General features: G+C 72.3%; 21 protein-coding genes. 6 read left to right on the plus strand and 15 right to left on the minus strand.

All coding sequences use genetic code 11. The annotated features are described in order from the left end of the window. The coding region (locus tag ACZ7BZ_RS34050; protein WP_470361727.1) for an amidohydrolase family protein at positions 1–380 on the plus strand (380 nt) is incomplete at its 5' end. Between the two features lie 63 nt (positions 381–443). Here ACZ7BZ_RS34050 and ACZ7BZ_RS34055 read toward each other — a convergent pair. Next, positions 444–1,439 (minus strand): carbohydrate-binding protein, encoded by a 996-nt coding sequence (locus ACZ7BZ_RS34055; RefSeq protein ID WP_470361728.1) that lies wholly within the window; start codon positions 1,437–1,439, stop codon positions 444–446. A gap of 223 nt (positions 1,440–1,662) precedes the next feature. Then, positions 1,663–3,456 carry a GGDEF domain-containing protein gene (locus ACZ7BZ_RS34060; protein ID WP_380463901.1) on the minus strand — a complete coding sequence of 598 codons (1,794 nt, stop codon included), beginning with the start codon at positions 3,454–3,456 and terminating at the stop codon, positions 1,663–1,665. Between the two features lie 367 nt (positions 3,457–3,823). On the opposite strand from ACZ7BZ_RS34060, the gene ACZ7BZ_RS34065 reads away from it, so the two are divergent. Continuing rightward, positions 3,824–4,351 (plus strand): flavin reductase family protein, encoded by a 528-nt coding sequence (locus tag ACZ7BZ_RS34065; protein ID WP_470361729.1) that lies wholly within the window; start codon positions 3,824–3,826, stop codon positions 4,349–4,351. Between the two features lie 58 nt (positions 4,352–4,409). On the opposite strand, the gene arfB is transcribed toward ACZ7BZ_RS34065, so the two are convergent. Further along, the gene (gene arfB / locus ACZ7BZ_RS34070; protein WP_470361730.1) at positions 4,410–4,841 is read right to left on the minus strand and encodes an alternative ribosome rescue aminoacyl-tRNA hydrolase ArfB; all 432 of its coding nucleotides are present in this window, start codon (positions 4,839–4,841) and stop codon (positions 4,410–4,412) included. 173 nt (positions 4,842–5,014) lie between these two features. Here arfB and ACZ7BZ_RS34075 point away from each other — a divergent pair, with 173 nt between their 5' ends. Together ACZ7BZ_RS34075 and ACZ7BZ_RS34080 are read left to right on the plus strand one after the other, a co-directional pair. Then, a complete protein-coding gene (locus ACZ7BZ_RS34075) occupies positions 5,015–5,512 on the plus strand; it encodes a hypothetical protein (RefSeq protein WP_380463907.1) in 498 nt (165 codons plus the stop codon). A gap of 144 nt (positions 5,513–5,656) precedes the next feature. Beyond that, positions 5,657–6,232, plus strand: a complete 576-nt coding sequence (locus ACZ7BZ_RS34080; protein ID WP_470361731.1) for a TerD family protein — start codon at positions 5,657–5,659, stop codon at positions 6,230–6,232. Between the two features lie 70 nt (positions 6,233–6,302). Here the strand turns inward: ACZ7BZ_RS34080 and ACZ7BZ_RS34085 are convergent, their stop codons facing one another. From ACZ7BZ_RS34085 to ACZ7BZ_RS34115, 7 genes are all read right to left on the minus strand, one after another. Further along, positions 6,303–7,469 (minus strand): hypothetical protein, encoded by a 1,167-nt coding sequence (locus ACZ7BZ_RS34085; RefSeq protein ID WP_470361732.1) that lies wholly within the window; start codon positions 7,467–7,469, stop codon positions 6,303–6,305. A gap of 154 nt (positions 7,470–7,623) precedes the next feature. Beyond that, positions 7,624–8,112 carry a DUF3180 domain-containing protein gene (locus ACZ7BZ_RS34090; RefSeq protein WP_470361733.1) on the minus strand — a complete coding sequence of 163 codons (489 nt, stop codon included), beginning with the start codon at positions 8,110–8,112 and terminating at the stop codon, positions 7,624–7,626. 240 nt (positions 8,113–8,352) lie between these two features. Beyond that, positions 8,353–8,952: a 2-amino-4-hydroxy-6-hydroxymethyldihydropteridine diphosphokinase gene (gene folK / locus ACZ7BZ_RS34095; protein ID WP_380461726.1), complete on the minus strand. Its 600-nt coding sequence runs from the start codon at positions 8,950–8,952 to the stop codon at positions 8,353–8,355. A 43-nt stretch (positions 8,953–8,995) separates the two neighbouring features. Beyond that, positions 8,996–9,355 (minus strand): dihydroneopterin aldolase, encoded by a 360-nt coding sequence (folB, locus tag ACZ7BZ_RS34100; RefSeq protein WP_030288941.1) that lies wholly within the window; start codon positions 9,353–9,355, stop codon positions 8,996–8,998. 247 nt (positions 9,356–9,602) lie between these two features. After that, positions 9,603–10,049 carry a nuclear transport factor 2 family protein gene (locus ACZ7BZ_RS34105; RefSeq protein ID WP_380461729.1) on the minus strand — a complete coding sequence of 149 codons (447 nt, stop codon included), beginning with the start codon at positions 10,047–10,049 and terminating at the stop codon, positions 9,603–9,605. Positions 10,050–10,110: 61 nt separating this feature from the next. Then, complete coding sequence (folP, locus tag ACZ7BZ_RS34110; protein ID WP_470361734.1) at positions 10,111–10,983, minus strand: dihydropteroate synthase; 873 nt, start codon at positions 10,981–10,983, stop codon at positions 10,111–10,113. Positions 10,984–11,050: 67 nt separating this feature from the next. Then, positions 11,051–12,892 (minus strand): phosphatidylglycerol lysyltransferase domain-containing protein, encoded by a 1,842-nt coding sequence (locus ACZ7BZ_RS34115; protein ID WP_470361735.1) that lies wholly within the window; start codon positions 12,890–12,892, stop codon positions 11,051–11,053. Positions 12,893–13,270: 378 nt separating this feature from the next. Here ACZ7BZ_RS34115 and ACZ7BZ_RS34120 point away from each other — a divergent pair, with 378 nt between their 5' ends. Both ACZ7BZ_RS34120 and ACZ7BZ_RS34125 read left to right on the plus strand, forming a co-directional pair. Continuing rightward, positions 13,271–14,422 (plus strand): alpha/beta hydrolase, encoded by a 1,152-nt coding sequence (locus ACZ7BZ_RS34120; protein WP_470361736.1) that lies wholly within the window; start codon positions 13,271–13,273, stop codon positions 14,420–14,422. A 117-nt stretch (positions 14,423–14,539) separates the two neighbouring features. Then, positions 14,540–15,328 (plus strand): ferritin-like domain-containing protein, encoded by a 789-nt coding sequence (locus ACZ7BZ_RS34125; RefSeq protein WP_380461722.1) that lies wholly within the window; start codon positions 14,540–14,542, stop codon positions 15,326–15,328. A gap of 29 nt (positions 15,329–15,357) precedes the next feature. Here the strand turns inward: ACZ7BZ_RS34125 and folE are convergent, their stop codons facing one another. From folE to ACZ7BZ_RS34150, 5 genes are all read right to left on the minus strand, one after another. Further along, positions 15,358–15,963 carry a GTP cyclohydrolase I FolE gene (folE, locus tag ACZ7BZ_RS34130; protein ID WP_470361737.1) on the minus strand — a complete coding sequence of 202 codons (606 nt, stop codon included), beginning with the start codon at positions 15,961–15,963 and terminating at the stop codon, positions 15,358–15,360. A 107-nt stretch (positions 15,964–16,070) separates the two neighbouring features. Beyond that, positions 16,071–18,122 (minus strand): ATP-dependent zinc metalloprotease FtsH, encoded by a 2,052-nt coding sequence (gene ftsH / locus ACZ7BZ_RS34135; protein ID WP_380461720.1) that lies wholly within the window; start codon positions 18,120–18,122, stop codon positions 16,071–16,073. Positions 18,123–18,348: 226 nt separating this feature from the next. Further along, entirely contained in the window at positions 18,349–18,903 is a 555-nt protein-coding gene (gene hpt, locus ACZ7BZ_RS34140) for a hypoxanthine phosphoribosyltransferase (RefSeq protein ID WP_045692298.1), read from the minus strand. Positions 18,904–18,973: 70 nt separating this feature from the next. Then, positions 18,974–20,101: a tRNA lysidine(34) synthetase TilS gene (tilS, locus tag ACZ7BZ_RS34145; protein ID WP_380461719.1), complete on the minus strand. Its 1,128-nt coding sequence runs from the start codon at positions 20,099–20,101 to the stop codon at positions 18,974–18,976. Between the two features lie 288 nt (positions 20,102–20,389). Next, positions 20,390–21,574 carry a zinc-dependent metalloprotease gene (locus tag ACZ7BZ_RS34150; RefSeq protein ID WP_470361738.1) on the minus strand — a complete coding sequence of 395 codons (1,185 nt, stop codon included), beginning with the start codon at positions 21,572–21,574 and terminating at the stop codon, positions 20,390–20,392. Positions 21,575–21,695: the final 121 nt, after the last annotated feature.

A 21,695-nucleotide genomic window follows, 5' to 3' on the forward strand; every position in this document is an offset into this window, starting at 1 on the left:
TCGCCCTGATCACCGACGCCATGGGCGCCGCCGGCATGGGCGACGGCCTCTACCCCCTCGGCCCCCTCCAGGTCCAGGTCAAGAACGGCGTCGCCCGGCTGGTCGAGGGCGGTGCGATCGCCGGCTCCACCCTCACCCTGGACGTGGCGTTCAAGCGCTCGGTCACCGTCAACGGCCTGACCCTCGGCCAGACCGTCGAGTCGCTCTCCACCACCCCGGCGCGGCTGCTCGGTCTGGCCGACTCGACCGGCTCGCTGGAGACCGGCAAACTCGCCGACCTGGTCGTGGTCGACTCCGACAGCTACGACCTGGTCGCCGTGATGCGCCGGGGCCGCTGGGCGGTCGGCGGCGAGAGGTTCCGCACCGTCGAGTCCGCCTGAGCAAAGGCGACGGCCGCCCTCCCCCGAAGGGGACGGGCGGCCGCAGTGCGTCCGGAGCGGGTCTCAGCTGTTCGGCTCCACCGTGATCTGGTCGATCAGGACCGGCCCCGAGGGGACGGTGAAGGTGACCGAGTTCGCCCCGGCCTGGAACTGCGGGAGTATCCAGGTGTTGAACCAGGACGACGCCGGATCCTTGCCCGGCGAGTAGTTCTTGAAGGTCAGCCCGCTCGGCCAGTCCTTGCCGTTCACCGAGGCCGCGCCCCTCACGTCGGCACCGGCGTTGTTGTAGTGCACGGTCAGCTTGTACGTCCCGGCCGTCGCGATCTGGCCGTTCCAGGTCACCGTGCCGCCCTGCTGGAGCGTCAGGTAGCTGCCGTCGGCGGACTTGGCGCCCTTGACGGCGTTGCCGGACGGCGCGTTCTGGCCCTGCAGCTGGCCGGCGTCCACGGTCGCCGGGCCGGCGGAGACGGTGGCGCTCGCCGAGGGCGAGGCCGTTCCGGTCGAGCCGCTCGGCGCCGCGGTGCCGCTGGGCGCCGGCGGGGCGGCGGTCGTGGTGCCGCCCTTGGCGGACTTGTCGCCGTCCGGATCCCCGGTGGACAGGGCGATCCCGGCACCGATCGCTATCGCCGCGACCACGGCGACCGCGCCGATCACCGCGCCCTTGCTCCGGCCGCTGCTCGGTCGCTCGTCCCCCGGCTGCGGCCGGGAGTGCTCGGCGTAGCGGGTCTGCTGGGTGCCCCCGCCGTACTCGGCCTGCTGCGGGGGCACGCCCGGCTGCCCGTACGGGCCCTGCGGGGGCATGCCCTGCTGGCCGTACGGCGGCTGCGCCGGTCCGGGCTGGCCGTAGGCCGGCTGCTGGGTGCGGGTCGGCTGGCCGTACTGCGCCCGCCCCACCTCCATCGGCCGGTTGTACGACGTCCGGGGCACCCCCTGCTGCGGCTCGGCCGACTGTCCGGCGGAGCCGTCGGCCGGGCGGTAGAGGTAGCCGAACGGGTCGTCGTCCTGCGGGGCACCGCCCGCCTGGCCCTCGGGCAATCCGTTGTCGCCGGCGGTCGTCACGGTGGTCTGCTCCCCCATCCGGTGTACGCCGCGCGCGGGCGGCGCGGATCATGGACGCTGTCGTACCGGGAACCCTACCTGCCGTACCTGACAGCAGGAAAAGAACCCTTGACAACCCGTGGGTAACCTGTGCGCCGCTGGATCCTCGGCACCCGACCGATCCGCCGACCGACCCGCCGACCACCGGAAGGCCGCCGGGGAGCGCGCGGAACGCCCCTCCCGGTCAGCCCGCGCGCCGGTGCGAGCGCTCGCCGCGCGCCCCGCGCACCGCGCCGCCCCGGGCCCGCTTCTCGTCGTACATCCGCTCGTCCGCGGTGTGGAGCACCTCCTCGATGCTCATCCCGCAGCCGGCCCAGCCGATCCCCAGGCTGACCCCGACCCGCATCGCCCGTCCGTCGATCCGCATCGGCGGGATGATCGCGTTGCGCAGCCGGTGGGCGAGGTCCTTGGCCTCCTCGCGGCCGATGCCGTCGGCCAGCACCACGAACTCGTCGCCGCCCAGCCGGGCCACCGTGTCGCCGTCCCGGACCGCCCCGCTGAGCCGCCGGGCGACCTCGACCAGCACCGAGTCGCCCGCGTTGTGCCCGAACCGGTCGTTGATCGACTTGAAGCCGTCCAGGTCGCAGAAGAGCACCGCGAGCCCCTTGTCCACCGGCGCCGTCGCCCCGGAGCGGAACGGCGCGGACCAGGTGTCCCCGGAGGGCCCGTACTCGGCCGGGACCACGGCGTGCACGTGCTCCCCGTACCCCGCGCCGAGGCCGGGCAGCAGGCCGTCGGCCGGCCCGTAGCCGTGCACCGGCCCGGTGTACGGGTCCGCGCCCTCCAGTCCCTCGTACGCGGTGTGCGCGCTGTACGAGTCCGCCTGGTAGGCGTACGGCTGCGGGTAGCCGGCCTCGCCGGACATCGCGGCGGCCGCGGCGGCGGCCGGCTGCGGTTCGGCGCAGAGCCGGCGGGCCAGCCGGGCCTTGAGCTCGGCACCGTTGGGCAGGCCGGTGAGCGCGTCGTGGCTGGCCCGGTGGGCGAGCTGGAACTCGTGGCGCTTGCGGTCCTCGATGTCCTCGACGTGGGTGAGCAGGAAGCTCGGGCCCTCGGCCGCGTCCGCCACGATCGAGTTGCGCAGGCAGACCCACTGGTAGCCGCCGTCCCGCCGGGACAGCCTCAGTTCCGCCCGGCCGCTCTCGGCGCTGGTGCGTTCCAACAGGGCCCGGTCCTCGGGGTGGACGAGGTCGGCGAAGCTCTGCTGGCGCAGCACCGCGCGGGGGCGGCCGAGCAGTCGACAGAGCGCGTCGTTGACCCTGGTCAGCTGGCCGCGCCCGGCGCCGTGCAGTTCGGTGATGGCCATCCCGCTGGGGGCGTACTCGAAGGCCTGCCGGAAGCTCTCCTCGCTGGCCCGCAGCGCCTGCTGCTCCTTCTCCAGCCGGGCCAGCGCCCGTTGCATCTCGGCCCGCAGCCGGGCGTTGCCGATCGCGATGGAGGCCTGCAGCGAGAACATCTCCAGTGCCTCACGGGTCCACGCCCCGGGCCGTTTGCCGCTGCGCGGGCGGTCCACCGAGAGCACTCCGAGCAGGTCGCCGCCGGCGCTGTACATCGGGGCGAGCAGTCCGTCGGCGGGGTGCCAGTCGTTGGCGTAGACGGGCAGCGGGCCGTCCCCGATCCAGCGCGGGATGTCGCTGGCGACGGCCCAGCCGCGGTCGTACGGCAGGAAGCGCAGGGTCCCCCAGTGGTCGCTGACGCCGAGCAGCCGGTCCCAGGACTCCCGCGAGCCGACCTGGCCGAGCAGCACCGAGGGCCCGCCCATCGGGCTCTCCTCCAGCTCCCAGACGGCCGCCACCACGAGGTCGCCGTCCGGCCGGACCAGGCTGACCGCGGCGGCGTCGAAGCCGAGTCCGTGCACCGCGCCCTCGACGACGGCCTGCAGCGTGCCCGCCAGGCTGCGGGCAGCGTTGAGGTCCGCCACGACCCGGTGCAAGGTGCGGAGGGTCGCGAGACGGACGTACGGCTCCGACTCGGCTTCCATGCGGGGGCTCCCCGGCTGCTTCGGATAGTTCTTGATTGGTTATCGTCCGATTGCCAGAAGAACTGAATCACAGGGAGCACAGCGTTCGGCACGCTCGGTCAGCAATAGGGCATCACTTGTGACTTAAATCACACGACACTAATGCGTCTTTAATCAGTTCATCCGCCCCATAGCGGGACATAAAGCGCTATCGGCACATTTCTCGTGGTCGACCGCATTGGCCGCACGCTGAAGCCCACTGCACCCGCCGGTCCAGCCGCTTCACCCCTGGGAGTGACCGCATCCGGAACCGAACCGGGCCCACGCCGGTGGTCCTACGACCACGGCCCGATGCCGTCACCGGGGAGCGACGACTACCGTGCGGTACGTGCACTCGTCCCCGCAGCCCGAAGCTGCCCCCCACGCCACGCCCGACGAGTTCCGGGCCGCACTCTCCCAGCTCGCCGCCGGTGTGAGCCTGGTGACCGTCCACGACGAGGAGGACGGCGAGGACGTCGGCATGACCGCCACGTCCTTCCTCTCGGTGTCGCTGGACCCGCCGCTGGTGCTGATCTCGGTCCGCGAGGACTCCCGGACGGACGAAGTGCTCTCCCGCAACGACACCTGGGCGGTCTCGGTGCTCACCGAGGCGCAGAAGACGCTCGGCTCCCGCTTCGCCATGAAGGGCCGGCTCAGCGACCGGCTGCTGTTCGCGGAGACCCCGCACCGCCGCGGCGAGCACACCGGCGCCCCGCTGATCGAGGGCGCGCTGGCCACCGTCGAGTGCCGCACCGAACAGCGGATACCCGCGGGCGACCACACCTTGCTGGTCGGCCGCGTCCTGGAGGCCGCCGTCCCCACCCCCGGCGGCCGCCCGCTGCTGTACTTCCGCGGCGGCTACCGCACCCTGGGCTGAACCCGGCGACCGGCCGGCCCGCGCCGGCATCCGGGACGAAACGGTTCGCCGGGCCCGGCTACTCGCCCCGCGGCGAGCGCCGCCCCTGCTTCACCTCGGACCGGTGCCGCTTGTTCTCCAGCCGCCGCTCGACCATCCCCCGACTCGGCCGGGTCACCCGACGGGCCTTCGGCGGCGGCGCGCACGCCTCGGTCAGCACCGCCGACAGCCGCACCGCGGCCGCCTCCCGGTTGCGCCACTGCGAGCGGAACTCCGAGGCCTGGATCACCAGCACCCGGCCGTCCACCAGCCGGTTGGCCAGCCGCTCCAGGGCGCGCGTGCGCCACACCTCGGGCAGCGCCTTCGAGCCGGCCACGTCGTAGCGCAGCTCGACCTTGGAGTCGGAGGTGTTGACGTGCTGGCCGCCGGGGCCGGAGGAACGCGAGAAGCGCCAGACGAGCTCGGCGTCGGGGACGACCACCGACCCCCGTACGCGGATGGGCTCGGACATGCGCCCATCATCCCGCGCGACCCCCCGCCCGGTCACCCGGTTATCCGTTGCTCCCCCGCTCGCATCCGGGGCGCTCCGACCCGGCGCCGACGGTCGGCGCTCCCTTTCGGTACCGGCGGGCCGCTTCGGTCCGGGGCGGGCCCGGTTACCCGCACCCGCCCCGAGCCCCGACAATGGCCTACGTGATCGAGCTCGGCTACTCCCTCTCCAACCGCTTCCCCGACCCCCCGCAGACCGACTACCGCACCGCCCCGGTGCGCTCGCTGCGGTACGACCTGTTCTGCGGCGACGTCTACCTGGACGCGGAGGGCGCCGAACTCTCCACCCGCTGGGGATGGGTCCCGGTACTGGACTTCGCCTGGGCGCTGTGCGACATCGTCGAGCAGCTCGACCGCGACCCGGACGGCTCCCGGGCCGCCCGGGTGCAGACCGCCGACCTCGACTTCACCCAGAACACCGAGCTGCTGCGCTTCGCCCGCCGCTTCAACTGGGTCGAGGTCACCGCGACCTGGCTGCGGGACGAGCCGCCCGCCGTGGTCCGGCACAGCGAGCTGCGGCGGGAGGCCCGGGACTTCCTCCAGGACACCCTCGCCGACCTGTTCGACATGCACCCCGACCTGGCCGACAACCCGAACATCTGGACGCTGCAGGGCCGCTTCCCCCGGATCTGACGCCCGGATCCGACCGGACCGGCCATCGCTTTGCCCGCCCTTTGCCCAGGTTTGACGTCCGCGAAGAATTCACGGGATCCCCGGAACCAAGCCACCGGAGTACAGCGTTGTCCCGGGAAAGCGAACGAAGGGACTGCAATCGCCATGCCAGTGAGCCTCTCCAAGGGTGGCAACGTCTCGCTGACCAAGGAGGCCCCCGGCCTGTCCGCGGTCAGCGTCGGTCTGGGCTGGGACGTCCGCACCACGACCGGCGCCGAATTCGACCTCGACGCCAGCGCGATCGTCCTGAACGCGGACGGCAAGGTGCTCTCCAACGGGCACTTCGTCTTCTTCAACAACACCAGCTCGCCGGACAACAGCGTCGTGCACACCGGTGACAACCGCACCGGCGAGGGCGTGGGCGACGACGAGTCGATCAACGTCAACCTGGCCGGCCTGCCGGCCGAGGCCGCCAAGATCACCTTCCCGGTGACCATCTACGACGGCACCGCCCGCGGGCAGAACTTCGGCCAGGTCCGCAACGCCTACATCCGCGTGGTCAACGCGCCCGGCGGCGCCGAGATCGCCCGCTACGACCTCTCCGAGGACGCGGCCACCGAGACGGCGATGATCTTCGGCGAGCTCTACCGCAACAACGGCGAGTGGAAGTTCCGCGCGGTCGGCCAGGGCTACGCCTCCGGCCTGGCGGGCATCGCCCAGGACTTCGGCGTCCAGCTCTGACGCGGCACGGGCGGGAACGCCGAGGGGCGGGAAGTCGGTCGACTTCCCGCCCCTCGGCGTTCCGGGCCACTCAGCGCGAGGCGCGCAGCTCCGGCAGTTCGATCAGCTCGGTCTCGTCCTCGGGCGTCAGGTCCACCACGGTCGGCTCGCCCGGGTCGGCGTCCCCGGCGCGGACCGGCCGCTGCTCCGGCCGCACGCCCGCTCCGGCCTCCCGCGCCTCCTGCGCCTCGGCCCGGGCCTTCGCGGCGACCGCCTCGTCACCCACCACGTCCGCCAGGTCCGCGCGCTCCCCGAGCTCGGCGACGCTGCCCACCGCCGGCGCCGGAGCGGCCGGCCGGACCGCCGCGCCCGTACCCCGGCCGAAGAAGCTGAAGCCGTGCCCGCGCGCCTGCCCGGACTGCGCCGGCCGCGGACGCTGCCGCTCAGCCGGAGCCGGCACCTGCACCGGCGCGGCGGCCGGAGCACCGGGCGCCCCGCCCAGCTGACCGACCGTCGCGGTCAGAGCCGGGCGCAGCGGCGTGGCCCGCACCGGCGCACGGTCCGCCGGCGCCTGCGCCGGGGTGGGCACCGAGGGCGCGACCGGGGCGGGCACGGAGACCGACCCGGCCACCGGGGCCGCGGCCGACGTGGCCTCGACCGGGGCAGTGCGCGCCCGCAGCGCGACCTCCGCCCCCGCCGTACGCTCCCGCTGCGCCTCCTGCTCGGCGGCGCGCCGCTCCAGCAGCCGCAGCACGGACGCGGCGCGGACGAACGCGGCCGGGCTGGCCGGGTACTTGGGGCGGCTCGCGGCGAGTGCCCGCTGGGCCGCCTCGGCCTCCTTGAGCGCCTGCTCGGCCACCGCCACGGCCCGCTCCCGCAGCAGCCGGGCGATCTCGGTCTCGGCCTTCGCCAGCCGCGACTTCTCCGCCGTCAGCCGCCGCCCGAACCGGGTGGCCCGCTCCTCGGCGACCTCCGCCGCGTACTCGGCCTCGGCCAGCTGCTCCTCGAACCGCTCCTCGGCCCGCAACCGCTGCGCCGCTGACACCTCGGCAGCCGCCCGGGCCGCCTTGTCGCGCTGGCGCAGCAGCACCGCGAAGCCGAGCGTGGCGATCAGTGCGGCGATGCCCACCGAGCGCACCAGGACGGTGTCCTGACTGAAAAGCAGAGCGGCCAGTGCGGCGACCAGCAGTACGCCGGCGGCGGTGGGGGGAAAGACCCGGCCGAGGACGGAGGAATGACGGTGGCGTCCGCGAGACATGCCAAGAAACTAGCGTGCGAATTGGGGCCGTGTCAGCCCAGGGTCCCCCTTCGCCCTTGACAGTGCGCAGTTTTTACCGAACGTGCCCGGATTTTCACTCAAGATCACGAAAAAAGCCCTGCTCAGCGAGGTCCGCCGGGATCCGGCCGTTCCGTCAGCGGGGCGAGGCCGCCGGACCGCTCGGATCGTCGTGGTTCTCCGGCAGCTTGCACACGTGCTGGAGCCAGAGCGCCGCCGCGATCACCGCGGCCCCGGCGAGCACCGAGAGCCCGGCGGTCACCGCCTGGTCCTTGCGGGCCGACACGTCCAGCTCGCCGAGCAGGAAGATCCCGGCGCCGGCGTAGATGCCGGTGACCACCGAGGAGACCAGCGCGCTGGCCTGCCCGAGCACCACCGCCCGGGCCGCCAGCAGCGGGTCGACCCGCTTCGCGCCGGGCTGCCGATCGCGCACCGCCTTGAGCCGGGACCGCAGCGAGAGCGCGGTCGCCAGCAGGATCACCGCGACCGCCGCCAGCACCACGGGCGCGGCCGCCGGCACGGCCGGCAGCGTGTCCAGGGAGGCCCACAGCTTGGAGCCGGCCCAGGACAGCGCCGTCGTCGCGGCGGTGATGCCGATCAGCAGGCGGAGGCGAAGCAGCTTCACTCGGAGGTGGTCCTTCCAGGGGTATCAGGTCCTGTCCGGCCGATCTCGGCGGCCCGGCAAGATCGGCCGGACAGGACCTGGAGCGGGCCGCCCGCCCAGAGGCCCGGTACGACGGCGTCAGGCCACCGTACCGGGACCGGACGGGCGGACATCCACTCGTACGACCGGGCCCGGTGGCCGAGTTCCCCGGCCGACCCGGTGGACCCGACCGACCGGGCCGCCGGCCGGTCCCGCACGGTGCTACTCCGGCAGCGTCAGCCGGATGTCGTCGCGCCGCTTCACGCCCTGCGCGTCCGGGCCGCCGAGGGCCTCCAGCAACGCGCCGACCTGACCGTGCCCGGGCACCTCGGCCTCCGGCTGGGCGTCCAGCCAGGGGGCGAGCACGAAGGCCCGCTCGTGCGAGCGCGGGTGCGGCAGCAGCAGCTGCGGGTCCTCGCTGACGACGCCCTCGTAAGCCAGGATGTCGACGTCCAGGGTGCGCGGGCCCCAGCGGACCTCCCGCACCCGCCCGAAGGCGTCCTCGATCGCGTTGCCGCGCTCCAGCAGGTCCCGCGGGGGCAGCGAGGTGCGCAGCACCACGACCGCGTTGTAGTAGTTGGGCTGTTCCTCCGGGCCGCCGACGGCCGCGGTCTCGTAGATCGCCGAAACGGCCTTGATCCTCAGCCCCGGAGTGTCGGCCAGGGCGTCGACGGCACCCTGCAGGGTGTCCAGCCGGTTGCCCAGGTTGCTGCCGAGCGCGATCACCGCACAGCGCTGGCTGTGCAGCGTGGTGTCGGCGGAGTCCACCCGGCTCTCCAGGTCGAACGCGTTCGGCTCGGCGATCGGGTCACTGCTGTTCATCGAAGAAATCCCTCTGCATCGGAAACCAGGCGCGCGGTGGGGGTCATGCGCGGCCCCGGTGGATGGTCACGGTCACGTCGTCGAACGGCACGGTGATCGGGGCGTCCGGCTTGTGCACGGTGACCTCGACCTCCTCGACCGCGTCGTGCTTCAGGCACTGGTCGGCGATCCGCTGCGCCAGGGTCTCGATCAGGTCGACCGGTTCCCCGGCGATGATCGCGGTGACCTCCTCGGCCACGATGCCGTAGTGCGCCGTGCGGGTGAGGTCGTCTCCGGACGCGGCGGGGCGGGTGTCCAGGTACAGCACGAGATCGACCACGAAGGTCTGTCCCTCGACGCGCTCGCGCTCGAAGACGCCGTGGTGGCCCCGGGCTCGCAGCCCCCGCAGGGTGACGCGGTCCAGCAAACGAATCACTGCTCCCAGTCGGACGGGCCCCACCCGGGAAAAGGCATGGACGGGCAGGGCGAAGGCGGGCAGCACGCTCGCCACTCCGTTTCGAATCTACCCGCGAGCGCGGACAACGCCTGACCGTCCTACCCGGCACGAACCGTCGCCACGCGCACCGGAATGGCGATTGACGTGAACGTTCGGTGACCGCCCGGAAATTCCCCGGCGACCACCCGGCGCCGATTTCCCACGGCCCCCGGAATCAGTCCTCGTCGTCCTCGTCCCCGCTGGTCAGAACGGGTGAACCGTGGTGCGACCAGAGCTTCCACCCGGCCGGGGTGCGACGGAACAGATTGCTCGACACGACCTTTCCGCCGACCAGCGGCCCGAGTTCCCCCTCCTCCTCCGCCTCACCACCGGAGAGGATGTTCTCGGTGCACGTGACAAGGGCCACATCTCCGTGGACCTCGGCCTCGACATCGGTCAGGAAGAACTGGATGTACTCCGTGTTCATCATGATCAGCATGTACGAGCGGGTCACCTGCGCCCGCCCGCGCAGCACCGGCCAGCCGGGGTGCACGCAGACCACGCCGCCCTTGTCGTCGGCGTGCTCCGGCCCCAGCCAGGCCTCCTCGACCGCCTCGAGGTCGCCCCGCTCCAGCGCCTCGTAGAACGCCCGGTTCGCCGCGAGCACCGCCTCCAGGTCCATCTCCCGGGCCTTCCCGGCCGTCCCGCCGCTCAACCTGCCGTCACCTGTCACAGACCCTCCCTCACCCCAACAGCGCCGCGCGCTGCCAGGCCGCGACCACGCGGACGGCGTCCGCCGTACCGGACACGTCGTGCACCCGTACCGCCCAGACTCCGGCCTGGGCCGACAGCACCGAGACCGCGGCCGTCGCGTCGTCCCGCTGCCGGGCCGGGCGCAGCTCCCCGGTTCCCGGGTCGGCGAGCAGCGTACCCAGGAACCGCTTGCGCGAAGCCGCGACGAGGACGGGACGGCCGAGCGCGGTGAGCGCGTCCAGCCGGCCCAGCAGCGCCCAGTTGTGCTCGGGGGTCTTGGCGAAGCCGAGCCCGGGGTCGAGGATCAACTGGTCCTCCTTGACCCCGGCGGCCAGCAGCGCCTCCATCCGCGCGGTCAGCTCGGCGACCACGTCCCGTACGACGTCCTGGTAGACGGCCAGCCGGTCCATGTCGGCGGACTGCCCGCGCCAGTGCATGACCACGAAGGGCGCGCCGGTCTCGGCGACCACCCGGGCCATCGCCGGGTCGGCGAGGCCACCGGAGACGTCGTTGACGATCGCGGCGCCGGCCTCCACGGCCCGCTCGGCGACCGAGGCCCGCATGGTGTCGACGGACACCAGCACCCCGGCGTCGGCCAGCTCGCGCACCACCGGCAGCACCCGGCGCAGCTCCTCCTCCTCGGGCACCCGCGCCGAGCCGGGCCGGGTGGACTCGCCGCCGACGTCCACCAGGTCGGCGCCGCGGGCCCGCAGCGCCAGCCCGTGGGCGATCGCCCTGGCGGGGTCCGACCACAGCCCGCCGTCCGAGAAGGAGTCCGGCGTGACGTTGACCACGCCCATCACGGCGCAGCGGTCGAGCCGCGGTAGTCCGGCCGGCAGCGAGAAGGACGGCGAGTTGCTCATGCCCCCATTATCGAACGGGGCCCCCGCCGAGGGTTCTCGGCGGGGGCCCCGGACGGTGCGAGGTGCCTCAGGCGGCCTCGCCGACCTCGCGGGTCGACGGGACGGGCATCAGGCCCTGACGCTGGCGCTTGCGGCCGAAGCGCGGCATGCCCAGGGTGATGAAGGCCTCCGCCTGCATCGCGGCGAAGCCGATCCGCGGCAGGTCCCGGGTGCTCGGGAAGACCAGGAAGCGCGGCTCCCACTCGGGCTGGAACTTGGCGTTGAACTTGTACAGCGACTCGATCTGGAACCAGCGCGACAGGAACACCAGCAGTCCGCGCCAGGCCCGCAGCACCGGGCCGGCGCCGATCCGCTCGCCGCGGGCCAGCGCCGAGCGGAACATCGCGAAGTTGAGCGACACCCGGCGGATGCCCAGGGCACCCACCTCCTGCAACGCGGCGACGATCAGCAGCTCGTTCAGGCCCGGGTCGGCGGCACGGTCGCGGCGCATCAGCTCCAGCGAGATGCCGTCCGGCCCCCAGGGCACGAAGTGCAGCACGGCCTTCAGGTCGTCGCCGCTCTCCCCCTCCTCCGGGGCCTTGTGGGCGGTGACCACCACGCAGTCGTCGTCCAGCGGGTCGCCGAAGCGGCCCAGGGCCATCGAGAAGCCGCGCTCGGTGTCGGTGCCGCGCCAGCGGGCGGCGGCGTCGGCGATCCGGTACTTCTCCTCGACGGTGAGGTCGGAGACCCGGCGCACCTTGCAGGAGTAGCCGTTGCGCTCGATCCGCTTGACCATCTGGCGAACGTTGCGCATGGCCCGGCCGGAGAGCGAGAAGGCACCGGTGTCGACGATCGCCTCGTCGCCCAGCTCCAGCGCGTCCAGGCCCGCCTCACGGGTCCAGACCTCGCCGCCGACCTCGCTGCAGCCCATCACGGCCGGCACCCAGGCGTGCTCGCGGGCCTCGGCCATGAACACCTTGATCGCGCCCGGCCAGGCCTCGACGTCGCCGACCGGGTCACCGGAGGCGAGCATCACGCCGGAGACCACCCGGTAGGAGATGGCGGCCTTGCCGGTGGGCGAGAACAGCACGCTCTTGTCACGGCGCAGCGCGAAGTAGCCGAGCGAGTCGCGCTCGCCGTGCCGCTTGAGCAGCTCGCGGACCTTCTCCTCGTCCTCGGCGGTGAGCTCCGGCTTCGGCTTGCCCGGGCGCAGCGCCAGGTAGGCGGTGGTGAAGGCGGTCAGCAGGCCGAGGCCGCCGAGCAGGTAGGCGACCAGGTCGGACATCCGCTCGTTGGTGTAGCGGACGGGGCCCTCGAAGCCGAACAGCCCGTACCCGACGTGCTGCAGCCGCTCGGACAGCCCGGGGTGGCCGAGCTCGTACCGGGTGCGGGTGCTCACGATCAGCAGACCGAGCAGCACGCTGAAGGTACCCATCACGACCAGGTTGACCACCGCGCCCCAGCGGGTGCGCGGGTCGGCCTTGGCGTAGAACTCGCGCTGGTGCACCAGCATCACGGCGAGCACCACCAGCGAGACGACCGCGGGGCCGATCTGGTGCCAGCGCACGATGTGCAGCGCGGCGCTGAGCGGCAGCAGCACGCAGACCGCGCGCCAGGCCCGCCGCTTGCGCCGGCGCAGCGCGTGCGCCAGCGGCACCAGCAGGATGCCGACCATCAGCGTGCCCACCGCGGCCAGGCTGGTGGTGCCGCCCGGCAGCTGCCCGGCGAAGGTGTGCATCTTGGTGTGCCGGAGCTTGGGGAACACCGCGCTCGCGATGTCCACCAGCCCGATCAACAGACAGGCGTAGCCGACCGCGCCGGGGAGCCAGGCCCTCGGGACGGCGGCCGCCTGGTTGCGCAGCGTCTGCAGACCGCGCCGACGGCGCGGCGGCTGCTCGGGGCTCGGCTCAACGGACACGGGAACGCTCATGGGAGCTCAGCGTAGAGGCTGCGGGGCGGTGTCCGTTCACTCCGGGGGAGCACGTGTGATGGACCTTCATGCCTATTCCTTCATCAGGCAATGCGCATACCAAGGATCCGGAAACGGACGGTAATCCGGTGCCGTGGGCGCGCTGCGGGTTGGGCCGGGGTGGAAGCCGTGGGCCCGCCGCCGCGTGGCGGCACAGGGCCCTCCGGTACGTGGTACGTACGGTGGACGCCGCATTCTAGGGCGCCGGTTGCCCCGGACCTCCCCCCACCCTCCCGACGCCGCCGGGGTGCCCGGACAGCCTAGCTGCGGTGGCCCGGCCTGACGCCCCGCCAGACGATGAAGCCTGCATCGACAGCGTCCCACCGGAAGGCCGACCGCATGGAACTGACCAGCGACGTGCTGGTGAACTCACTGCTCGCCCTCGGAGCGGCGGCCCTGGTCACCACCTTGTGGATCTGGCCCCGGCTGGCCCGGCAGCGCCCGCTGCCGGTACTCGGCCGGATCGGCCTGCTGACAGTCGTTCAAGTCTCGATCCTCGCGGTGCTGGCGCTGTCGGTGAACAACTCCTTCGGGTTCTACACCTCCTGGGACGACCTGCTCAACCCCGGCGGCGCCAAGCTCGCGCTGGCCGGCAACGAGAACCACAACGGCACCCCGGTCTCCGAACAGCTGGTCCAGCCGACCAACGAGGGCGGCCTGGAGGGGGTCTCCAACCTGCCCAAGGGCACGCCGGAGGAGGTCGGCAAGGTCGAGTCGGTCCGGGTCAACGGCAAGGACACCGGCTTCTCCGACCAGATGTTCGTCTACCTGCCGCCCGAGTACTTCGACCCGAAGTTCGCCCTGGTCCGCTTCCCGGCCGTGGTGGCCCTCGCCGGGTTCCCGGGCACCACCCTGAACCTGATGAAGGAGCTGCCGCTGCTGCAGACCGCGATCGAGCTGCAGCGCTCCGGCAAGATGCCGCCGACCGTCCTGGTGATGGCCCGCCCGGCGGTCACCCCGTCCCGGGACACCGAGTGCGTGGACGTCCCCGGCGGGCCGCGCACCGAGACCTGGTTCGTCAAGGACCTGCCCGAGGCGCTGCACAGCGCCTACCGGCTCGGCCGCTCGGCCGGCTCATGGGGCGTGTTCGGCTACTCCACCGGCGGCAGCTGCGCGATGCGCCTGTCGATGCGCTTCCCGGACGTCTACGGCAACGCGGTCGGCCTGCACGGCGACTTCTCGGTGCGCCAGGACCAGTACACCGGCGGCGACCTCTTCAACGGTGACAAGGCGCTGGCCCAGCAGCACGACCTCGGCTGGCGGCTGCAGAACCTCCCGGCCCCGCGGCTCAACCTGCTGGTGGTCTCCACCCGCAAGGAGGGGGACTACCCGCAGACCGTCCAGTTCGTCGACCAGGCCACCCAGGTCGCGGCCGCCAACCCGCAGTTCAAGGTGGAGTCGCTGTACCTGGACGACGGCGGGCACAACTTCGACAGCTGGACCAGGGAGCTGCCCGCCTCGCTCGAATGGCTGGGCTCCCACCTCGGTTAGCACGGACGGGTGACTACCCGCCGGTCGGCCAGCCCGGCCGGCGACTCGGGGGGACGTATCGCGACCGCCCGTCCGACCCCGGGCGGGCGGTCGCCCCGGATCCGCGCAGGAGGCGCCGTGCTGAGTACCAGATCGCTGTTCGACGAGATCTACCGGAACGACCAGGCGTACCAGCTGTTCTGCAGCATCGCGGCCGACGGGGAGGACCAGGGCGGCTGGGAGAACGAGCGGATCACCGCCCTCACCCGGGATCCGGTGCTCGCCCCGAAGATCGCCCGGCACGGCGCGGACGAGCGCAAGCACGGCCGGATCTTCAACCAGCTGCTGCACAAGCGCGGCCTGTCCAAGGTACCCGTCCCGGACGACGCCGACTACTGCATGCTGCTGGAGCGCCTGGGCGTCGGCCTCTCCCACGAACGGCTGAACAGCGACGCCCCGCTGACCGACCGCGAGATCATCACCTACCTCGCGCACAGCCGGGTCACCGAGCAGCGCGCGGCCGAGCAGATGCGCCAGCTGGTCCGGGTGTACGAGGACAACCCCGAGCTGGGCCGGGCGATGCGGATGATCTCCGCCGACGAGGACAACCACCTCGCGTACTGCCACGAGGAGCTGCTGCGGCTGAGCGCCGAGGGCCACGGCCCGTACATCCGGCACGTCCTGGAGACCAGTGCCCGCGGCGAGATCCGCACCCACCGGGACGTCGGGCTGGCCGTCACCGCCCGGATGGCCCGGATCCTGCGCTGGTCGCGCTGGCGGCTGACCGTGGTCACCCTCGGGGTGCACGCGCTCTACCTGTACGACCGGGCCTTCGGCTGGCGCCGGATGGTCACGCTGCGGATGCCGGAGCGCCGCAACGCACTGGGCACCCCGGCTCCGCCGCATGCGGAGCCCGAGGTGCCCTGAGTCGTCGCCGGACCGCGGTCCGGTCCCGCCTATCGACCAATGATGAGGCTCATCGCCTCGGCCCGGGTGGCCGGGTCGCGCAGCTGGCCGCGGACGCAGGAGGTGATGGTCTTGGCCCCGGGCTTGCGGATGCCGCGCATCGACATGCACATGTGCTCGCACTCGATCACGACGATCGCCCCGCGCGGTTCCAGGATCCGCATCAGCGCGTCGGCCACCTGGCTGGTCAGCCGTTCCTGCACCTGGGGGCGGCGGGCGTAGACGTCGACCAGCCGGGCGAGCTTGGACAGGCCGGTGATCTTGCCGCTGGTGGACGGGATGTACCCGACGTGCGCCACGCCGCGGAACGGCACCAGGTGGTGCTCGCAGACCGAGGTCAGCTCGATGTCCTTGACCAGCACCATCTCGTCGTGGCCGAGGTCGAAGGTGGTGGTCAGGACCTCCTCGGGCTCCTGCCACAGGCCCGCGAATATCTCCTTGTAGGCCCGCGCGACCCGGGCCGGCGTCTCCAGCAGGCCCTCACGGTCCGGGTCCTCCCCGACGGCGAGGAGCAGCTCGCGGATGGCGTTCTCGGCCCGCTTCTGGTCGAAGGCACCGACGGCGGGCGGACCGTCGAGCGTCACCGGGTCGATCATGCGGGCCTCGCTTACTCGTGGGAAGACTCTGGCTGAACAGCACGGATGCCGCGCCTCCAGGGTACAAACCCTGGTGACGCGGCATCCATTCCCTACGGTGGCCGAAATCAGCTCTCGGTCGGCGGCTCGGTGGCCGGCAGCGGCGGGAGCTTCACGATGTCGACCGGCGCGGTGTCCGAGGCGGCGGCCCCGTTGGTGAGCGCCAGCTCCTTCGGCGACTGCACCGGCGGCCGGGTGGACGGCGTGCGGCGGGCGGAGCCCGTCCAGGCCGGCCGGGCCGGGCGCTTGACGATCGGGGCGAAGATCTCGGCGATCTGCTCCTTGTTCAGGGTCTCCTTCTCCAGGAGTTCCAGAACCAGGTTGTCGAGCACGTCACGGTTCTCGACCAGGATCTCCCAGGCCTCGTTGTGCGCGCTCTCGATGAGCTTCTTGACCTCTTCGTCGACCAGCCCGGCGACCTCTTCCGAGTAGTCGCGCTGGTGGCCCATCTCGCGGCCCAGGAAGGGCTCCGAGTTGTCGTTGCCGAACTTGATCGCACCCAGGCGCTCGGTCATGCCGTACTGGGTGACCATGGCCCTCGCCGTGGCGGTGGCCTTCTCGATGTCGTTCGAGGCACCGGTGGTCGGGTCGTGGAAGACCAGCTCCTCCGCCGCACGCCCGCCCAGCATGTAAGCCAGCTGGTCGAGCATCTCGTTGCGGGTGGTGGAGTACTTGTCCTCCTCCGGCAGCACCATGGTGTAGCCGAGGGCCCGACCGCGGGACAGGATGGTGATCTTGTGCACCGGGTCGCTGTACTGGCAGGCCGCCGCGACCAGGGCGTGACCGCCCTCGTGGTACGCGGTGATCTTCTTCTCCTTGTCGGACATGATCCGCGTGCGCTTCTGCGGACCGGCCACGACGCGGTCGATCGCCTCGTCCAGGATGCCGTTGTCGATCAGCTTCTTGTCCGAGCGGGCGGTCAGCAGCGCGGCCTCGTTGAGGACGTTCGACAGGTCCGCGCCGGTGAAGCCGGGGGTGCGCTTGGCGACGGCCGACATGTCGACGTCGGGCGCGATCGGCTTGCCCTTCTGGTGCACCTTGAGGATGTCCAGACGGCCCTGGAGGTCGGGGCGCTCCACCGCGATCTGGCGGTCGAAGCGGCCCGGGCGCAGCAGCGCCGGGTCCAGGATGTCGGGGCGGTTGGTCGCCGCGATCAGGATCACGCCGCCCTTGACGTCGAAGCCGTCCATCTCGACCAGCAGCTGGTTGAGGGTCTGCTCGCGCTCGTCGTGGCCACCGCCGAGGCCCGCACCGCGGTGCCGGCCGACGGCGTCGATCTCGTCGACGAAGATGATCGCCGGGGCGTTCGCCTTGGCCTGCTCGAACAGGTCGCGGACGCGGCTGGCGCCGACGCCGACGAACATCTCGACGAAGTCGGAACCGGAGATCGAGTAGAACGGCACCCCGGCCTCGCCCGCGACGGCACGCGCCAGCAGGGTCTTGCCGGTACCGGGCGGGCCGTAGAGCAGCACACCCTTGGGGATCTTGGCGCCGACCGCCTGGAACTTGGCCGGCTCCTGCAGGAACTCCTTGATCTCGTGGAGCTCCTCGACCGCCTCGTCCGCGCCGGCGACGTCGGCGAAGGTGGTCTTCGGGGTGTCCTTGGTCAGCAACTTGGCCTTGGACTTGCCGAACTGCATGACCCTGGAGCCGCCGCCCTGCATCTGGTTCATCAGGAACAGGAAGACCAGGACGATGATCACGATCGGCAGCATCGACAGCAGCAGGCTGACGAAGGTGCTCTGCTTCTCCGGGCTGACGGTGTAGCCCTCGGTGAGCGAACTGCTCTTGTCGTTCATCTGCGACTGCAGCTTGTCGGCGATCGCGACGCCCTGGTCACCGATGTACGAGGCCTGGAACTTGGTGCCGGAAGGGGCCTTGCCCGTACCGGCCGGGGACAGCGTGGCGCCGTCCTTCAACTGGATCTTGATCGTGTTCGAGTCACCGGTGGTGATCTGCGCCGACTTGACGTTGTGCGCGTCGATCGCCGCGACAACTTGACCGGTGTCGACCGTCTTGTAGCCGTTCGAGTCCGAAACGACCTGCATCAGTACGATGACGGCGAGGACGGCCAGCACGATCCACATGATCGGCGCACGGAAGTATCGCTTGACGTCCATCCATGCGGGGCGTTGCCGCCCCGTCCCTCCTGCCACTCAGCGGCGCCGGCTGGCTGTGGGCCGCGGCGCATCCGGTCGATGCTCATGTGAAGAGCGGTTTATTGGACCGTACCGCAGTCGGACCCGCCCATGGCGGGAGCACGGCGACACGGCTGTCGTTCTTTGTCCCCCCGGGTCCAACGGGCGGGAACGGCCTACTGTTCCCACCCGTAGCCCGAACGGGCCCTCAGCCGCCGTAGACGTGCGGAGCGAGGGTGCCGATGAAGGGCAGGTTACGCAGCTTCTCCGCGTAGTCCAGGCCGTAGCCGACCACGAACTCGTTGGGGATGTCGAACCCGACGTACTTCACGTCGATCTCGACCTTGGCCGCGTCCGGCTTGCGGAGCAGGGTGCAGACCTCGAGCGAGGCCGGGCCGCGCGAGCCCAGGTTGCCCAGCAGCCAGGACAGCGTCAGGCCGGAGTCGATGATGTCCTCGACGATCAGGACGTCCCGGCCGGCGATGTCGGTGTCCAGGTCCTTCAGGATCCGCACGACGCCGGAGGACTTGGTACCCATGCCGTACGAGGAGACGGCCATCCAGTCCATGGTGACCTGCGAGTGCAGGGCCCGGGCGAGATCGGCCATGACCATCACGGCCCCCTTGAGGACGCCGACGATCAGCAGGTCCTTGCCTGCGTAGTCCCGGTCGATACGCTCGGCCAGCTCCTGGAGCTTGGCGTCGATCTCGTCCTTGCTGATGAGCACCTTCGCGAGGTCAGCGCCCATGTCGTTCTGGTCCACCGGGGATACGTCCTCAAACGTTCGGGGTCTGTGTGGCCGGCGGCCGGCTCCCCCGGGACATGCCTCGCCCTCAGTCGCCCTGCCGCCGAAAGACCAGCGTGCCACACCTGCGGGTGGCCTCGACGCCCCCGGGTAGGTGCAGCGGCCCCTGGCCCCGCCATCCGGTGACCAGCAGGTCCACCGTCTCCAGGTGCCGGGCGAAGAGGTCCCCGGCCGGACAGCCCGCGCGGAGCGCGGCCCGGCGCAGCACCCGGCGCCGCACCGCGGACGGCAGTTCGGCCAGTTTCACGGCGTCCAGGGCGCCCTCGCCCGTACGGAGGTCGCGTTCGGCCAAGGAGGCCCACTGGTCGAGGGCGTCGGCGTCGTCGCGGAACAGCCGGGCGGTCCGGGCCAGCGCCTCCACCACGCCGCCGCCGAGGTGCTTCTCCAGCACCGGCAGCACCTCGTGGCGGACCCGGGAGCGGGTGTAGGCGGGATCACAGTTGTGCGGGTCGTCCCAGACCGGGATCGCCTGGGCGGAGCAGGCCTGCCGGGTGGCCGCCCGGTCCAGCTCCAGCAGCGGGCGGCGGTAGCGGCCCTTCTGGGCGGGCATCCCGGCCAGCGAGCGGGAGCCGGAACCGCGGGCCAGGCCCAGCAGCACCGTCTCGGCCTGGTCGTCCCGGGTGTGGCCGAGCAGCACCGCGATCGCGCCGTGGCGCTCGGCGGCCTCGTCCAGGGCGGCGTAGCGGGCGTCCCGGGCGGCGGCCTCCGGGCCGCCGGAGCGGCCGACCAGCACCGGGACCGCCTCGACCGGGTCCAGGCCCAGCGAGCGCAGGCGCTCGGCGACCTGGGCGGCCCGGTCGGCGGAGCCGGCCTGGAGGCCGTGGTCGACGGTGACGGCACCGACCCGCAGGCCGATCTTGGGGGCCTCGAAGGCGGTGGCGATGGCCAGCGCCATCGAGTCCGCGCCGCCGCTGACGGCGACCAGGACCAGCGGCGAGCCGGGCGCGGCCGGGGTGCGGGGCAGCCCGGAGGGGTGGCGGGCGGCGTTGCCGATCAGGGTGGTGCCGACGGCGGCACCCACCAGTGGCGCTCCGGCCGGGCGCTCGCGGGGCTCGCGCACGGGCGCGGTGAAGGTGGTACCGGCCTCGGCGGCGAGGTCGGTGAGCGTGCGGCGAACGGCCAGGCGTATCGCGGCGACTGCGGGGTGAGGGCCCACGGCGGACGACTCCTCGACGGAGGGGACAGGACTGCGGCGGGCGGCCGGAACCGCGCACCAGCATTGCGCCGCGTTACCGGGCGCTCACAGATGGTGGCAGATAGTGGGGACCCACTACGCCACCCGCGCCACCGGTACGACCACCGTCCCACGTTCGGGTGAATGGAGAAACGTATCTTCACCCACGCTCTGCACGATTGGACCACTCGTACGAGCGGGTTTGACCGCCGCCGACCGACGGCGGTCCCACTGCGCGCCGGGATTGCCCGATCGGGCCCCCGGGGTCCCTCAGCGGGCGACCCGGGCGACCCAGGCGGCCGGGTCGTGGATCTCGTCCTTGGTCGGCAGGGTGTTCGGGGACGTCCACACCCGGTTGAAGCCCTCCATGCCGACCTGCTCCACCACGGCCCGGACGAACACCGCGCCGTCCTGGTACTGCCGCAGCTTGGCGTCCATGCCGAGCAGTCGGCGCAGCACCAGGTCGAGCCGGTTCGCCCCGCGGTCGCGGCGCTGCTGGAACTTCTCCCGGATCTCCGCGACCGTCGGCACCACCGCCGGGCCGACGCCGTCCATCACCACGTCCGCGTGACCCTCCAGCAGCGACATCACCGCCGTCAGCCGGCCCAGGATCTCGCGCTGCGCGGGCGACTGGACGATCTCCAGCAGGGTCCCTGCCGGGGCGCCGTCCCGGCCCTCCCGGCCGCCCGCCCCCGGAAGCCCGCCGCCCAGCACGCCCGCCGCGTCGCGCAACCGGTCCAGCAGCGCACCCGGGTCCACGTCCGTCTCGGCCAGGAAGGACTGCACCTCGGACTGGATGTGGTCACGCAGCCAGGGCACCGCGGTGAACTGGGTGCGGTGGGTCTCCTCGTGCAGGCAGACCCAGAGCCGGAAGTCGGACGGGTCGACGTCCAGCTCGCGCTCGACGTGCACGATGTTCGGCGCCACCAGCAGCAGTCGGCCCGGGCCCGGGCTCTCCGGGCCCAGCCGCGGCTTGTCGAACAGCGCCGCCGGGCTGTCCGGCGCCTCCAGCGAGGGCTCGGCCGGGGCGAAGGTCTCGTACTGGCCCAGCACCTTCGTCGCCAGGAACGCCAGCAGCGCACCGACCTCGATCCCGGTGGCCTTCTCCCCCACCGCCCCGAAGACGCCCGCCGCCGCGCTGTTCGCCCGCCGTGCCTGGAGCTTCTCCACCAGCGGCTGGACCACGGTGCGGAAGCCCGCCACGTTCGCCCGCACCCAGCCCGGACGGTCCACCACCAGCACCGGCGTCGCGGCGGCCGCGGCCAGGCTGCTCGACCGCATCCCGGTGAACGCCCGCACGTGCTCCTCGGCCTCCAGCGCGTGCCGGCGCAGCTCGGCGACGACCGCCGCCGCCTCCGCCCGGCTCACCTCCGGCCCCGGCCGCACCAACCTGGTCGCGGTTGCGACCGCGAGATTCCAGTCGACCATGTCAGCCCCGCCACTCGCGCTCGTCATGCCCTCACCGTACGTGCTCACCACCACCGACGGCAGCCATCGGATCCCAACACCGACCCACCCTCCTCCCTGCCCTTCCCCGGCCCCCGCGAACCCGCCCGGCGGCTCCCCCGAAGGGCCC

Source organism: Kitasatospora sp. NPDC036934, assembly GCF_055608425.1.

Excerpts from the sequence above, each read along its gene's own strand:
- ACZ7BZ_RS34060 (WP_380463901.1), bottom strand. The coding sequence starts at position 3,456 with ATGGAAGCCGAGTCGGAGCCGTACGTCCGTCTCGCGACCCTCCGCACC.
- arfB (WP_470361730.1), bottom strand. The coding sequence starts at position 4,841 with ATGTCCGAGCCCATCCGCGTACGGGGGTCGGTGGTCGTCCCCGACGCC.
- ACZ7BZ_RS34075 (WP_380463907.1), top strand. The coding sequence starts at position 5,015 with ATGGCCTACGTGATCGAGCTCGGCTACTCCCTCTCCAACCGCTTCCCC.
- ACZ7BZ_RS34080 (WP_470361731.1), top strand. The coding sequence starts at position 5,657 with ATGCCAGTGAGCCTCTCCAAGGGTGGCAACGTCTCGCTGACCAAGGAG.
- ACZ7BZ_RS34085 (WP_470361732.1), bottom strand. The coding sequence starts at position 7,469 with ATGTCTCGCGGACGCCACCGTCATTCCTCCGTCCTCGGCCGGGTCTTT.
- folK (WP_380461726.1), bottom strand. The coding sequence starts at position 8,952 with ATGAACAGCAGTGACCCGATCGCCGAGCCGAACGCGTTCGACCTGGAG.
- ACZ7BZ_RS34105 (WP_380461729.1), bottom strand. The coding sequence starts at position 10,049 with ATGGACCTGGAGGCGGTGCTCGCGGCGAACCGGGCGTTCTACGAGGCG.
- folP (WP_470361734.1), bottom strand. The coding sequence starts at position 10,983 with ATGAGCAACTCGCCGTCCTTCTCGCTGCCGGCCGGACTACCGCGGCTC.
- ACZ7BZ_RS34115 (WP_470361735.1), bottom strand. The coding sequence starts at position 12,892 with ATGAGCGTTCCCGTGTCCGTTGAGCCGAGCCCCGAGCAGCCGCCGCGC.
- ACZ7BZ_RS34120 (WP_470361736.1), top strand. The coding sequence starts at position 13,271 with ATGGAACTGACCAGCGACGTGCTGGTGAACTCACTGCTCGCCCTCGGA.
- folE (WP_470361737.1), bottom strand. The coding sequence starts at position 15,963 with ATGATCGACCCGGTGACGCTCGACGGTCCGCCCGCCGTCGGTGCCTTC.
- ftsH (WP_380461720.1), bottom strand. The coding sequence starts at position 18,122 with ATGGACGTCAAGCGATACTTCCGTGCGCCGATCATGTGGATCGTGCTG.
- ACZ7BZ_RS34150 (WP_470361738.1), bottom strand. The coding sequence starts at position 21,574 with ATGACGAGCGCGAGTGGCGGGGCTGACATGGTCGACTGGAATCTCGCG.